The sequence below is a fragment of the Methanosarcina sp. WWM596 genome (assembly GCF_000969965.1).
In the GTDB taxonomy this organism is placed as follows: Archaea; Halobacteriota; Methanosarcinia; order Methanosarcinales; family Methanosarcinaceae; genus Methanosarcina.
Genome location: NZ_CP009503.1, coordinates 1767965 through 1782014, shown reverse-complemented (window position 1 = coordinate 1782014; position 14050 = coordinate 1767965). Strand labels below are relative to the sequence as shown.

12 protein-coding genes and 2 pseudogenes are annotated in these 14050 nt (G+C 38.8%); 7 read left to right on the top strand and 7 right to left on the bottom strand.

The genetic code is table 11. The annotated features are described in order from the left end of the window. Positions 1-96: 96 nt before the first annotated feature. Positions 97-252 carry a hypothetical protein gene (locus MSWHS_RS20155; RefSeq protein WP_156148144.1) on the bottom strand — a complete coding sequence of 52 codons (156 nt, stop codon included), beginning with the start codon at positions 250-252 and terminating at the stop codon, positions 97-99. A gap of 212 nt (positions 253-464) precedes the next feature. Here MSWHS_RS20155 and MSWHS_RS07870 point away from each other — a divergent pair, with 212 nt between their 5' ends. Together MSWHS_RS07870 and MSWHS_RS07860 are read left to right on the top strand one after the other, a co-directional pair. Further along, on the top strand, positions 465-1028 hold the full coding sequence (locus MSWHS_RS07870) for an NTPase (RefSeq protein ID WP_231585642.1): 564 nt from the start codon (positions 465-467) through the stop codon (positions 1026-1028). A 687-nt stretch (positions 1029-1715) separates the two neighbouring features. Further along, positions 1716-2393: an HAD family hydrolase gene (locus tag MSWHS_RS07860; RefSeq protein ID WP_048158908.1), complete on the top strand. Its 678-nt coding sequence runs from the start codon at positions 1716-1718 to the stop codon at positions 2391-2393. Between the two features lie 370 nt (positions 2394-2763). On the opposite strand, the gene MSWHS_RS20150 is transcribed toward MSWHS_RS07860, so the two are convergent. The 6 genes and pseudogenes from MSWHS_RS20150 to tnpA form a co-directional block, all read right to left on the bottom strand. Then, a complete protein-coding gene (locus MSWHS_RS20150; RefSeq protein ID WP_156148143.1) occupies positions 2764-2925 on the bottom strand; it encodes a hypothetical protein in 162 nt (53 codons plus the stop codon). 132 nt (positions 2926-3057) lie between these two features. Next, on the bottom strand, positions 3058-3825 hold the full coding sequence (locus MSWHS_RS07855) for a GTPase (RefSeq protein WP_048128173.1): 768 nt from the start codon (positions 3823-3825) through the stop codon (positions 3058-3060). A 194-nt stretch (positions 3826-4019) separates the two neighbouring features. Beyond that, positions 4020-6314, bottom strand: a complete 2295-nt coding sequence (locus MSWHS_RS07850; protein ID WP_082088338.1) for a PAS domain S-box protein — start codon at positions 6312-6314, stop codon at positions 4020-4022. Positions 6315-6803: 489 nt separating this feature from the next. Further along, positions 6804-7358: pseudogene (locus tag MSWHS_RS19140) on the bottom strand (transposase); the annotation flags it as partial. 427 nt (positions 7359-7785) lie between these two features. Then, entirely contained in the window at positions 7786-8058 is a 273-nt protein-coding gene (locus MSWHS_RS07840; protein ID WP_048128171.1) for a DUF5661 family protein, read from the bottom strand. A 200-nt stretch (positions 8059-8258) separates the two neighbouring features. After that, positions 8259-8663, bottom strand: coding sequence for an IS200/IS605 family transposase (gene tnpA, locus MSWHS_RS07835; RefSeq protein ID WP_156148142.1), 405 nt, complete (start codon positions 8661-8663; stop codon positions 8259-8261). Between the two features lie 37 nt (positions 8664-8700). On the opposite strand from tnpA, the pseudogene tnpB reads away from it, so the two are divergent. The 5 genes and pseudogenes from tnpB to MSWHS_RS07810 all read left to right on the top strand — a co-directional run bounded on the left by tnpB (position 8701) and on the right by MSWHS_RS07810 (position 13933). Then, positions 8701-9813, top strand: a pseudogene (gene tnpB, locus MSWHS_RS07830) (IS200/IS605 family element RNA-guided endonuclease TnpB). A gap of 138 nt (positions 9814-9951) precedes the next feature. Beyond that, complete coding sequence (locus MSWHS_RS07825) at positions 9952-10425, top strand: nucleoside deaminase (RefSeq protein WP_048128166.1); 474 nt, start codon at positions 9952-9954, stop codon at positions 10423-10425. A 493-nt stretch (positions 10426-10918) separates the two neighbouring features. After that, a complete protein-coding gene (locus MSWHS_RS07820; protein ID WP_048158907.1) occupies positions 10919-12220 on the top strand; it encodes a phenylacetate--CoA ligase family protein in 1302 nt (433 codons plus the stop codon). Between the two features lie 151 nt (positions 12221-12371). Then, positions 12372-12848 carry a hypothetical protein gene (locus MSWHS_RS07815; protein ID WP_048128163.1) on the top strand — a complete coding sequence of 159 codons (477 nt, stop codon included), beginning with the start codon at positions 12372-12374 and terminating at the stop codon, positions 12846-12848. 302 nt (positions 12849-13150) lie between these two features. Continuing rightward, positions 13151-13933 (top strand): ATP-binding protein, encoded by a 783-nt coding sequence (locus MSWHS_RS07810; RefSeq protein WP_048158906.1) that lies wholly within the window; start codon positions 13151-13153, stop codon positions 13931-13933. The last annotated feature ends 117 nt before the right edge of the window (positions 13934-14050 follow it).

Below are 14050 nucleotides of genomic sequence, written 5' to 3'. Positions count from 1 at the left end.
AACTCAATCGGATCCCCTGAATTATCTTCCAGAACAAGCTGAAACCCTGCCCTGCTTTCCGATTCTGAAGTTTCAGAAAAAGCCCGTAATATGTCGTTATTCCAGTTTTTCTCCCTCTACATAACACCCAAAATAAGTATTTTGTTCCACTTTTTTAAGGATACTGTTTATACTTTCCAGTGTGGCTTCCATCTTATCCATTCTCTTCTCGATCTCCTGCAGTCTGGCAAGAATTTCCTGGTCTGTGGTCACGATCTCATCTCCTTATAGATCTACTAAAGTTAGCATATTAGAATTATAGGAGTTTTAAGTGTATATTCAGTGTATATTCAGTGTATATTCAATGCATTCAGTATATTCAGTGTATATTCAATGCATTCAGTATATTCTGCAATGTTTTTATAGTCAACGTAAAATGGGTTTCTGGCTGATATATATAAAGTAAGGTCTATTTTTTTTGGAAAATGAAAAAAATACAGGGGGAGAAAAAGACTATGTTGAGAATTGCAGTAACCGGCAGTCCAGGGATTGGGAAATCAACAGTTGTGGCGAAAGCTGCCGAAAAACTTGCAGATCAGCCCGGCTTCAAAATAGGCGGCATCCAGACTGCCGAAATCCGAAAGGAAGGCACAAGAGAAGGCTTTTCAATCCGGGACCTTACAACCGGGAAAAACGGCATCCTGAGCAGTGTCAAGGGGAGTGGACCGAGGATAGGAAAGTACCACGTCAACCTCGAAGACCTTGAAAAGATTGGGGCAAATGCTCTCTGGAGTGCCCTTGACTGTGACTTGATAGTTATCGATGAGATCGGACCGATGGAGCTCAAATCCGAAGCTTTCGTTTCGGCGGTTGAAACAGTCCTGGAATCTGATAAACCGGTTCTGGCGGTGCTGCACAGATCCAGCAAACATCCACTGGCTCAGAGGATAAGAAAAGAATTCGAGGTTTTGACGGTTGATGAGGGGAACCGGGATGAGCTACCTGAAAAAATCGCAAATCGCCTCTTCAGAGAGTTGGAATGGAACTAATCATTCCAGACCGGGGCAGTATTGATTCAATTCCACTTCTGTCCACATGTTCTTCTGCAAACCTGAAGACCTGAAACCATTGCATTGGTCTTCGGTTAAGGAATGACCTCAATCTTGATTTCAGTCTTATGAACTTCGTTTTTTTAGCAAATTATATCAACCAAACTTTTGGGTACATTTTATGGAGATGAGTTTCAAATGTATCAGATTTTTAGTGCGTTGAGGAAGGCTGTGCAATCACAGAAAGGATGATATACAAATAATTAATATAATTTTATGGTCAGGAAAGATGTTTTACACCTTAACCGATGACCAATGGAATCCAATTTCGTTAACCCTGGTTTTTACTTATTTTACTAATAATGACCTTTTTTATTCTGGTCGCAGCAATAAGAAGTTTGATACTATCACTTAAACAATTACACCAGATATCAGGATAGAAATTCTCAGCATATTCTTTACATTTTTTTGTAACTGGCCCGAGGTAAACATTTTTATCTTGATCAGACCCTGCATTTTCAGACCCTGCATTTGGATACTTCAATCAGATTAACGAAACACCATTCATATTTATGTGGAAATATAATATAGAATAAAAGAGCGAAATGCCTGACAGAGTTATTATTCAAAATATGGAATTAATCAGGAAGCGATACACAAAAATAAAAATCATAAGGTGTGCAGTTTATGGACATCAAAATAAAATACATTGTTTCAGACTTCAATGGAACTCTTGTGGATGCTATGCCAATTTACACCAGAGTTTTCTGCGATGTAGTGAAACGACAGACAGGGATTGAATCACCTAATGTAGCCGCATATTCCATCGCCGCAACAGGCACACCGTGGGATGAACAATTTTCTCATATTTTGGAACACCATAAACTACCAAAAGATGCAGTGCCAAAACTGATGGACGAATTCTGTACCACCATTTATGATGAAACATATTCACTGTTTCCGAAAACAGAAGCGCTTTTAAAATTATTCAAAACCAAAGGTTACAGGGTGTTCATCACTTCAGGTAGTGGTACTGGACCAATGATGAAGCGTCTGTATGAAGTTGGTATTTTCCCTTACATTGATTGTTTATTAGGATTCGATATTTATAAGAAAGGTCCAAAGCATATTGAAATGCTCGCTGAAAAAGAAGGTTTGTCTTTAAAACAGTTTGCGTTGCAGTCAGTCTATTTTGGGGACGGACCGGGTGATATGCAACTTGCTAAGAACGCAGGACTTTTCGCTATAGGAGTGGCTCAGACGGTGGATCCAGAGCTTCTAAAAGAAGCCGGTGCTGATCTGGTGATTGCGAAAATCGGCGATGCACTGGAGATGGACTGGGAAAAATTGGAAATAAGCATTTGAGAATCATTTCATTGGTCATCGGTTAAGAACTTACTTCCATCTACCAATATTGTTTTTCATTTCACCTTCTTTTTAAATTCCTTGGTCTAGACTATTAATATCAGATTTAGATTATTAATATCAATTATCTAACGTTTAACCAATGACGCTTGGAAATCGTTGCAAATAGTCTTTTGTGCTGTCAGGTGGGTACGGCATCAAAAGTATTGTTTTCTGTACAGGAGATAATTACAGGCCGGTCTCATCCAGGATCAGGGCGTACTGTAGAGCATCCTGTTTTGTCAGAGAAAAGTAAGTTGCCCGAATAAACAGGCCCTATGATTGAAAGCCCCTCATATTTGAAGAGGATACCTTTCTGCTGTATCCTGCTTTATTTCTGGGAAAGCAGGGCTAGCAGAATCACGGAAATTACGATCAAAAGTTTTGAGGTAACCAGAATAAGTTTTTTCCTCAATATCCTTTCTTTTTCTGATTCTTCATATTTTTCCAGTTTATCGTATTTTTCCAGTTTTTGCTCCGGACTTCTGGCCATCCTTCTTGATCCTCACCTTTTTTACTTTAATTTCGTTTTAAAGCTTGAATAATTTTTCCTTTTTCTCCAGGAAAACCGCAACCCGGATTCTGGCTAAATTTTGTTCCTGGATCTGGAGCGTCATCTATTTTTTTAGATTCGGAGCACCCCGGTTTGCCAGTCATTGATTATTCTGGCAACTGCTCTCATTTCATCCACCTCGCCTTTCTTTTGCAGGAAATTACACTGTTTGCCTATTAGTTCAAGTACGGAGTAATCTTTCTGGTCTTCGATTATGATATTATAACAGGACTCAAGGGAAGTTTTGTTTTCGGCAAGCAGTTTTTCTATTATCTTAAGGGCAACACCGAGTGGATCCCGCAAGTGAGTTACATCCTTTATCCCCAGCAGGCCCTGAACATATTCATCGTTTTCATCGAAGGGGATTACTCCCGGAGTATCTATAAACATGATATGTGAACCTGCATCCACATGCTGCACTCCTTTTGTGTGGCCGGATATGGGGGAGGTGCCCGCCCTGTGCCTACCAGTAACGCCATTGATTACGGAGGACTTGCCTACATTGGGATAACCGAGGGTGCCGACGAGGATATCACGTTCTTTTATATTGCAGGCGGAGGCAAGTATCTGGTGCCTTAACATGGTTGTCCCGGACCTGTCCTTGCTGGATATAAAAATCGTAGGGGCAATTTTGGAGAGGTGGGATTTGGTTTTATCAAGTTTTTCTTTTGATACAAGGTCGCACTTATTAATGACTATTATGAAAGGCTTCTTTAAACGGATAATATCCTTTTCAACCTCACTGTTTCGGGTCTCTTTTGGAAACCGGGCATCTATGACCTCAAGAAGGACATCAGCTTTTTTTATAACATCCCTTACCAGAACTTTGTAGCTTGCCATTGAGCTGTGCTATGATGGAGTAAGGATATAAGGATATCTTCATATTCGGGATATATTCATGGGAAACTTTTGTTTCCATAACCTGTGACCAAAGGGGCGAAAACAAATACAAAACAATAAAATGGCACAGTTAGCCATCAAACAATACATCCGGCAAAATCCAGACAATGATTTTTCCAATGATGGTTTCTCAGTTACAGAGTTTCAGATAATAGTTTTTTCGTTCTCTCTTTTAGAACAGGTCCACCTGTCTTCTGTCGAATTACTGGCAGTTCGAATCTAAAAGATGAACCTTCTCCTATTTTACTTTCCACATATATATTGCCGCCATGCATTTCAACATACTTTTTTACCAGGGTTAACCCCAGTCCCGTACCTTCGAAAGTGCGGCTTAGAGATGAATCTATCTGAATGAATGGCTTAAAAATTTTCTCAAGGCTATTCTCAGGAATTCCTATTCCTGTATCTTTGATCATAATAGTTAAAAGGTTGCCTTCCTGCTTTGAAATTACATCAATTGAACCGTCTGCAGGTGTGAATTTTAGGGCATTACTTAACAGGTTTTCCATAATCTGCTGGAACTTTACCTCATCGGCAAATATCCATAATGTTCCATTTTCTGAATGGTAATTTAATTTAATATTCTTTTCATGAGTTTGTGGAAGAATCATTGAGATAACTTTATTAATAGATTCATCGACATAAAATTCTTTCATATTGAGATCTTCATCTCCTGATTCTGATTTTGATAAATCGAGTATGTCGCTGATTATATTGAGGAGGGTTTTTCCACTTGAAGAAATAAACTGGACATACTTGGATTGTTTTTCGTTCAGGGGCCCTGCAATTCCTTCCTTTAACAGGTCTGAAAACCCGAGTATAGAGTTTAAAGGAGTTTTCAGTTCATGACTCATGTTGGTTAAAAACTCGCTTTTTGTGCGGTTTGCCACCTCAGCAGCCGTTTTTGCATTTATTAGAGCCTCTTCTGCTTTTTTTCTAACGGTTATATCCCTTATAACCACGATATTTGCCGGCTGGTTCTGGTAGATTATTTTTGTACCAAGGCCTTCAATCCAGAGAGGCTCCCCTCTGGAAGAGATTGCTTTGTAAACACTGAGGTAGCCTCCCTTATCATTTAGAACATTTATCTGGTCTTCGATTGCAATCGGCAATGATTCGGGAGCAAGATATTTTGCAATGTTTGTACCTGTTACCTCTTTGAGCTCCAGATCGAACATTTTTCCAACGGCAGCATTTGCAGCCAGGATACTGCCTTCAAAATCAAGTATCAATATACCATCGAGAGTGTTGTTCACAAGGGTACGGAAGTTCTCTTCACTTGCTTTCAATGCCTTTTCAGCTTTTTTACGTTCCGTAATGTCCCGAACATACACTATCAGCCTTTCTTCATTGCCCAGTTTGAATATTCTGGTTGCAATTTCAGCTGGAAAGAGCGTACCGTCCTTTTTTTTGTTAATTATCTCGACTGTTTTGTCCCCTGTGGTTTCTTTACTGGTTATTATTTCCGGAATGCTTCTGGTAAAGTTCTCAGGAAGAAGATCAGCTATATCCCGCCCCAGGATCTCCACTTTATCGTACCCGTAAATTCTGCAGGCGGCATCATTACAGTCAACAATTTCTCCACTAATTGTTCCTATTAATATGCCGTCAATTGAGAGGTCTACAACCCGTTTGAATTTTTCTTCCGATTCTGCAAGTTTCCTTTCTGTCTTCTTGCTGGCAGTGATATCATAGACGTTTATAAAAAAAAGTTCTTTACCTTTAACGTTTATTGTATTGACATACATCTCTACATGCCTTATTTCTCCACTGGCAAGTTTATGGCAGGAATAGAAGTGACCTTTCTTTTCAGAAAAAACTTGCTGGCTAATTACTCTATTTCTTTCCTGAGAGAATGTGTTAATATCAGTGATTTTTTTTGCAGTTACCTCTTCATAAGTATACCCATAGTAAGCGCATGCAGGATTGTTTGCATCGACAATACGGTAATTGAACGGATCTACGAGAAGTGTGACAGCCGGGCTGTTGTTAAAAAGTTGTTTATATCTGTTCTCGCTTTCCTGCAGAGCTTCATAATTCTTTTTTATCCTGATTAGAGACTTTATCCTTGTTTTAAGCTCAAACCTATCTATTGGCTTGTTAATAAAATCATCAGCTCCGCATTGAGTTGCTCTTATTTTATTTGGCTTCTCAATAAGTCCGGAAATTATAATTATAGGTATGAACCTGTAGACAGGATCATTTTTTAGTATGCTGCATATCTCATAACCATCACTTACAGGCAACATCAAGTCTAATAATATCAAATCCGGAAGTTCAGTTTTCACAAGTTCAATGGCTTCTTTTCCGGTATATGCAGGAATTGGAAAATATTCATCTTCAAGCTGCAAACATAGTAATTCTACCTGGTCTCTTTCGTCGTCCACGATGAGAACTTTTGGTTTATCGGAAGTATCCAATTCTATCATCTTGAGTACCCATTTTTAATGGTTTTTGTAACAATCTGGAAAATATTATACAGATTTACGATCTGTATGATTCTAACTTATATAATATATTTACTATCACAGATTTAAAAAATTATTTACATTAACTCATTTTTCCATTATAATTGATGTTAAGTTCAGATTTATTAGGTATATTATAATAGGTTATAGTCATCTTATTTTATTTTTATGCCATTTTTTTTTCTTTGAATTACCAGTCTAAATCCTGGTATAACATAATTAAATAATAACTATTGTCTTTATAATATAAGTTATAATCTAGGCGTGATTTTTGTACATAATTCATCCTGTTTTCCTTTCAACTGGTTTTCAGGGGCAGGAATGAAACCACGGAAGATTGGACTGAAAGACTGGTTGAAACTGAAATTGGTAAAAAAATTGAATACTTTGAAATTGAATACTTTGATTTTCAAAATCATGTCAAAAATTGAAAGTTAGCTTTAGAATTAATAAACCTAAACTTTCCTTGAAATAAGTCTTATCGATTAACAGGTAAGGGATTTCATGTTCTATTCGCTTTGAGAGGAATTCTTCAACCTTTTCATCCAGTTCTTTAGTAATTCTGGATACAGAAGAGGCTGAGATTTCTCTTATGCCTATAGCAGTCATGATCTTTTTCACCCGTTGGGTGGAAACTCCTTGCAGGTAAGATTAGGCTACAGCGGCTAAAATGGTCTTTTCAACTCTTGTATATTTCTCAAAAATCTAGGTTTCAAAGGGAAACTCCGGAATTGAAGCTTAAATAATTTGAGTTTCCCATGCTTGGTCAGGAGAGTTCGGGGTTTGTATCCATTTCTGCTTTACGTGAATCCGTCCTCTCATAACGTTGTGCACCAGCCTGGAGGAAGGCTTCCTCCTCCATTACAAGGCTTAAAAATACCAGGTAATTAGCTGGCGAATTCCATCTTCCTGATCGACAAGATAATCTTTTATGAGTGGGAATAAATTAACCATTGACTCTGCATCCTCTTTTTTTGTGGTGAAAGGAAAAGGATATAGAGTCAGTCATATTTTACAGAACTTTCGCTATACTGCCACCAAAATTTTAAGTGTAAACTAAATAAACTTCATGCGTCTTCGGTTAAGGAATTTTCTTGCCTGTATGCTATCGATTTTAGAGCAAAATTAATCTTAAATTTCGAACACCGAAACTAAAATCGATATCTTGTTCCAACTTCAGATCAATATATGTTTTCGAGATATATCGCAGAAATAGGGCAATTTATCATGATTATCTCTTAACCGAAGACGCATGAAATAAACTTAAATAGAAACTTAAATAGAAACTTTAATAGAAACTTAAATAGAAAATTAAATAGAGAAAATTAAATAGAGAAAATTAAATAGAGAAAATTAAATAGAGAAAATTAAATAGAGAAAATTAAATAGAGAAAATTAAATAGAAAAAATTATGTTTTTTAAAGCCCGGTGTTCAGTCTTTTTCCCAGAATTCCTCAGCTTCTTCTTCCATTTCTTCCAGCCTGTCGTAATAGTCCGGAAACTCGTTAAGATGAGCCAGAGCAATCTTTCCTGTCATTATGGGGTCGTCGTTCGTAACGTTTGTTGCGGGGTCTATGGTCCCATGTTCCAGCTCTACGTCCATACCTCTGCGGAACTGGTCGACATCGAATTTATCCCATTTTAGTCCCAGTTGTTCCCCAACTGCCTTTGCTTCTTCAGCGGTAAAACTTTTGGTTGTCAACATTATCACTCTAAGTAATGTTTTGATTTGTTTTCGTACTTAAGGTTTGTCCTGTAAAATGTCCTTTTTTTATTTATCCTTTTACAGGAGGGTTTTACCCTTTAGTAAAAAGGCATGTTATATCATTAAAAGATATGTACTATCTTTATATGAAGAAGCGTAAAACCCCTGAGTCTTTAGCTCAGGGGATATAAGCGTCAACTTCAACCCTGATTTCGTATGTAATATTCTGCCGCCTCTTTACTAACATTTCCGATAGTAGACGCAAAATAACCATCACTCCATAACGTATTCTCACCCCAATAATACTTTTTCAGATATTCTTTTTGAGTTTTCCATAACCTGTTAGTATATTCTTGTTTCAATTTTCTGACAATTGACAAAACGCTAACTTTCGGCTCACTCTTGATCAAGAAATGAATATGGTCTTTGTCAGTTTCCATTTCAAGGATTTCAAAGTTAGACTCTTTTGAAATGTCAATCCTAATCTGTTTGAGTTCTTCGCTAATTGGTTCAAGTATGACTTTTCGGTATTTGCAAACAAAAATAACATGGTACATTAACAAAAATTTGCTATGATTCCGTGTTTCATACTTCGTATTTACCAAAAAGTATGTATGTTGTTAAAGCATATTACGCCTTTGTATGATGCAAGCGTTCAAATTTAGACTCTATCCTACAACTACACAAGCTATTCAATTGAATCAGCATATAGGTAGCTGTAGATTTGTCTATAATTGGGCACTTGACCAGAAAATTAAAACTTATGAGCAGACAGGGGAATCAATTTCCAGATTTGACTTAAACAAATTAATTCCTACTCTAAAGGCTTCTAATGAGTGGTTAGGAGAAGTTAACTCTCAATCATTACAGGGGATGACTAAGCAGGTTGAATCCGCTTTCACTAGATTCTTTTGAGAGAAAACAGGGTTTCCAAAGTTCAAATCAAAAAAGAATCCGATACAGTCTTTTCCTGTACCTCAACACTACACTGTAAACTTTGAAAATAATACTATCAAGCTTCCTAAAATAGAACCAATTAAAGCAGTTCTTCACAGGAAGTTTGAAGGAGAGCCTAAAACGGCTACGGTATCAAGGACATGTAAAGGACATTACTACATCAGTATCCTTGTTGAAGATGGAAAAGAACTTCCAGTAAAGGAAGCTTTCACAGAATCAACAACAGTAGGAATTGATGTAGGTATCAAAGACTTTGCTGTCCTTTCAACAGGAGAAAAGGTTGAGAATCCAAAGTACTTGAAAAACTCTCTTAAAAGGCTCAAAGTATTACAGAAAAGAGTCTCAAGGAAACAGAAAGGCTCTAAGAACAGGGCAAAAGCTAAACGAAGACTTGCTGTACTCCATGACAAAATAACAAATCAGAGAAATGACTTCCAGAACAAACTCTCTTTTAGACTTGTTAGCGAAAACCAAGCTGTAGCTCTGGAAACTCTAAATGTTAAAGGCATGGTTAAGAATCATCACTTAGCACAGGCTATAAGTGATTCTGCGTGGAGTAGTTTTGTAACAAAGTTGGAATATAAGGCTCAATGGTTTGGAAAAACCGTCCTGAGAATAGGACAATTTGAACCCTCTTCTAAGCTATGTAGTGTGTGTGGATACCACAATAAAGAGCTTCAGCTAAAAGACAGAGAATGGATTTGTCCAGACTGTAAAACCAAACACCATAGAGACATTAATGCCGCTATTAATATCAAAAAATTCGCACTCATAGATCAGAATCTAATTGGATTATGACACCGTAGGGACTACGGGGATGAGCTTGGGGACTTGCCCTCAATAGAGGGAGGAATGAACCAAAAAGCCACTCAGTCTTTAGCTGAGTGGTAGTTCACATTTATCATCTACATGAAAATAGGAATGAAGGAGCGACACATGTCTAAAAAAGATTTTTTGTTTATGAAACGTGCTATTGAACTCTCCCTCAAAAGTATAACAAGAGGGGGAGGACCATTTGGGGCAGTGATTACGAAAAATGGGGAAATAGTTTCTGAAAGCTGCAACCAGGTCACCGTGCTTAATGATCCGACCGCCCACGCAGAGATCAGTGCCATAAGAGAGGCAGCCCGGAAACTGAATACCTTTAATCTTAGCGGATGTGAGATCTACGTTTCCTGCGAGCCCTGCCCTATGTGCCTTGGGGCCATTTACTGGGCAAGGATAGATAGAGTTTTCTTTGCCAGCACAAGGTCTGATGCTGAAAATATCGGCTTTGATGATTCCTTCATATACAAGGAAATTTCATGTTCTCCACAGGAACGAAAAATTGAATTCCGGCAGCTCCTCAAGGAAGAGGCATTGGAGGCTTTTAAGGTATGGGAAGAAACTGAGAATAAGGTTGAATACTAATGCTTTTCGGCCGTCATCATTTAAAAAACGTTAGCAAGAAGTGTTATGAAATATTCAATTCTATTGAAGAGATTCCAGATAATTATAGGGTTGCGTACAATGGGATCTGTAGGTTGATATGTTCTGATGTGATATCGTAGACAAAGAAAGATTATTTAAAACCGATAGTTGTTTAACTAATTTTTGTTATAATTTGTTTACTTATTTCAACAAACGGCGTTTCATTTTTAAGAATATCCGTCTGAATGGATTACTTTAAACCCACTAAGTTTACTAACCTTCCCAATCCAAACAGTTCACTCAACAATATTTATATGTGGGAAGGATTACAGTACAGAAGGATTTTTTCAAACATTGTATATTACTCATAGGATCACTTAAAATATCATGACATGTAGAGTCATAGCACGAGTAGGTTTAGCACGAATAGAGTAGTTCATAGCAACATTTGAATCTAAAAAATGGTTTCACAAATCAAAAGAAGGTCCTTTTAATGAAATACTGGCAGCCGAAATATGAAACAATGGATCCCAAAGAAACGAAGAGACTACAGCTGAAACGCCTGCAACACAGTGCAAAGCTGGTCTATGACAACGTTCCCTTCTACAGGCAGAAATTCAAAGAGGCTGGAGTCGCTCCCGAGGACATCAAGACCCTTGAGGACGTCCGGAAGCTGCCTTTCACACGCAAAACAGACCTTCGGGACAACTATCCATTCGGGCTGTTTGCTGCAAAGAAAGAGGATATCGTGCGCATTCATGCTTCCTCAGGGACCAGCGGGAAGCCCACGGTTGTTGGATATACTGCAAAGGACATTGAGACTTGGTCGGACCTGATCGCTCGAAGCCTTACGATGATAGGGCTTACAAAAGGCGACGTTATACAGAATTCCATGAACTATGGCCTCTTTACCGGGGGAATGGGCTTCCACTACGGTGTAGAGAGGATGGGAGCCCTGGTCGTGCCGGCAGCGACAGGCAACACCGCCCGGCAGCTTGAAATGATGATCGATTTCGGGGTAACTGCGGTCCACTGCACCCCCTCCTACGCTTTCTACCTCGCAGAAACTGCAGAAGAGCTAGGTCTCATAGACAAACTTTCCTTAAAAGCAGCCATCTTCGGCGGCGAACCCTGGTCGGAAAACACGCGGAAACAGCTTGAAAAACGCCTGAACCTCAAAGCCTATGACTGTTACGGCCTCTCCGAAATGCTCGGTCCTGGTGTCGGCTTCGAGTGCCAGGAACAGAACGGTCTGCACATCTGGAGCGACAACTTCTTCGTCGAAGTTCTGGACGAAAACGGAGAACAGGTCTCTGAAGGCGAAAAAGGTGAACTCGTCTTAACTTCCCTCAACAAGGAAGGTTTATGCAACATAAGATACCGCACAGGTGACATGACCCGCCTCCTTGAGTCCGAATGCGACTGCGGCAGAACAACAACCAGGATCTCACGCCTGCTCGGCAGGGTAGACGACATGATGATCGTCCGTGGAATCAACGTCTTCCCCTCCCAGATCCAGGACGTTATCTCAAGAATCCCACAGGTCGGTGAACAATTCCAGCTTATCCTTGACCGCAATAAACACATGCTTGACGAGCTCACAATCGAAGTCGAACTTGAAGATAATGCTTTTACCGGCGATCTCAAAGACCTCAAAGCCATCCAGAACCACGTCCAGCACGAACTCAAAGCCGTCCTGAACATCCGCACAAACGTCGAATTGCTGGAGAAAGGCAGCATCGAAAGGACCGCAGGAAAGGCAAAGAGGATTATTGACAGGCGGGCAGAACTCTGAAATAAATTCATACTTAAATGCTTAAAACTGGAAACTTGTTTACAGTTTCCGGTAACTTTTTTATTCGAATTCATTAAAGAGAAAAGGTTAGATACTCCTTACAAGGCAATCTGTTCTATAAATTCATAGATTATTTTGTACAGGTATATTGATGAAACTGGAATCATCCCACCACTCAAAAATAGAAGAGATAATTACTCTTCTTGAACTGTCAAATGATTGTACTATTGCATTTGTAAACTGTAATGAACCTATTTTGTGCAATTTAGTTTGCGATGAAATTTTAGAGCGAGTAGGTGACAGAATTTACATTGATAAACTGAGAATGGATGAAGATTCGACAAATCTGTTTCACCTGTTAAAAGAAAAAGCGGAATTAGATGCCTATAAGTTCAACAAATCCCAGAATAAAATAGTTGCAGTTTTTGTGCTCGGGTTTGATAAAGCAATAAGAAAGAAAAACAAAAACGGAAAATCTGAAACGTTATTTCTTCTAAACATGCTGAGAGAGAATTTACTGGAATTCGAGTACCCAATAATTATCTGGATTAACAATTCTTCACTCAAATTGATCCTCAAAGAAGCACCTGATTTTTTCTCATGGAGAACAACTGTTTTTGATTTTTGATGTAAAGTAAATAGATCCCAGTATATATTTTATGTTGAAAAGTTAGACAATCAGTTTCCGACTATTTTGTATAATTTAATCTTCACCAGAATATCCTTATTATTTCATCAAACGTGTCTTGTCACGCTCGACGCAGGAGAGCGGCCTTTCCTTGAAGTCTGCAAAAAAGCTGAAATTCCTGAATTTTATCAAATGAAGCCCTGAAAAAAGTTGAAGCTTGAAAATAATTCTTATCAACCGTTCTAAATAACAATATTTATTTTACCTGCCTCCAATGTCAGAAAAGAAATTGGAGTAGTTTCATGGATCCGGCTATTCTTGCCCATCAAGCAGCAGATATTCTTGTTCCCGCCTTATCTGCCCTATACATTGCAGGAAAACCTCTCGCAGACAAAGGGACAGACGTTCTTGGAGATATGCTCTACGAAAAAGCCTTTAAAAAAATAGGTTCTAAAAGCGGGAAAAAGGCAAAAGCTCTGCTGGAAAAGATAAGCCCAAAAATGACTGAATCCCTTCGAAAAGCGCTTATAAAAGTGTCCAAAAACTCCGAAGATCCAGCCGCAAAAGAGGATCTGCAACAGGAAATCCTGAAATTACTGAGAAAAAACCCTGACCTTGCCAGGGAAATAGAAGTTACTATAAACCTCAATATCGAGAATATTGAAAATATTGATCAATTCGCGGTAGGAAATTACAACACCTTTTTCAATTTTGAAACTCCTTCCGGTGATGAATTAATCAAAATCATCGAATATCTGGATCAGAGAAGAAAAGAAGCATCAAATCAAGAAATCCTGAGCCGCTACAACCCTTCAAATCTCCCCTATTACCCTGAAAAACTGAAGCAATTTGTCACCCAAAATCGAGCTGATGAGTTAAGAAAAGACCTTACATACCTCGAAAACCACCGGATTTTACTTCTCAGTGGAATCGGCGGCGTGGGCAAGTCCACCCTCGCAAGAGCTCTCGTAGACCTCAGACCCGTAAACGTCCCCGAACCTTTCTGGTTCAACTTCAATCAGAACCAGAACGCAAAACTTGGAGACATCCTCGAAAAACTTGCTGCCTACATGAAAGCCCCATAAATTGCATCCTTTAAAGCCGAAAGAAGAGAACCAGGAAAAACTGATGTCGACAAACTCACCGGCGAACTTCATAGAAGAAGCGAAGTCTGGCTCATTTTCGATGACCTGAGCACCGTT

Bases quoted from the DNA above. Each gene is read 5' to 3' on its own strand.
- MSWHS_RS07855 (WP_048128173.1), bottom strand. From the start codon at position 3,825: ATGGCAAGCTACAAAGTTCTGGTAAGGGATGTTATAAAAAAAGCTGAT.
- MSWHS_RS07820 (WP_048158907.1), top strand. From the start codon at position 10,919: ATGAAATACTGGCAGCCGAAATATGAAACAATGGATCCCAAAGAAACG.
- MSWHS_RS07815 (WP_048128163.1), top strand. From the start codon at position 12,372: ATGAAACTGGAATCATCCCACCACTCAAAAATAGAAGAGATAATTACT.
- MSWHS_RS07840 (WP_048128171.1), bottom strand. From the start codon at position 8,058: ATGTTGACAACCAAAAGTTTTACCGCTGAAGAAGCAAAGGCAGTTGGG.
- MSWHS_RS07870 (WP_231585642.1), top strand. From the start codon at position 465: ATGAAAAAAATACAGGGGGAGAAAAAGACTATGTTGAGAATTGCAGTA.
- MSWHS_RS07860 (WP_048158908.1), top strand. From the start codon at position 1,716: ATGGACATCAAAATAAAATACATTGTTTCAGACTTCAATGGAACTCTT.
- MSWHS_RS07850 (WP_082088338.1), bottom strand. From the start codon at position 6,314: ATGATAGAATTGGATACTTCCGATAAACCAAAAGTTCTCATCGTGGAC.
- MSWHS_RS20150 (WP_156148143.1), bottom strand. From the start codon at position 2,925: ATGGCCAGAAGTCCGGAGCAAAAACTGGAAAAATACGATAAACTGGAA.
- MSWHS_RS07825 (WP_048128166.1), top strand. From the start codon at position 9,952: ATGTCTAAAAAAGATTTTTTGTTTATGAAACGTGCTATTGAACTCTCC.
- MSWHS_RS07810 (WP_048158906.1), top strand. From the start codon at position 13,151: ATGGATCCGGCTATTCTTGCCCATCAAGCAGCAGATATTCTTGTTCCC.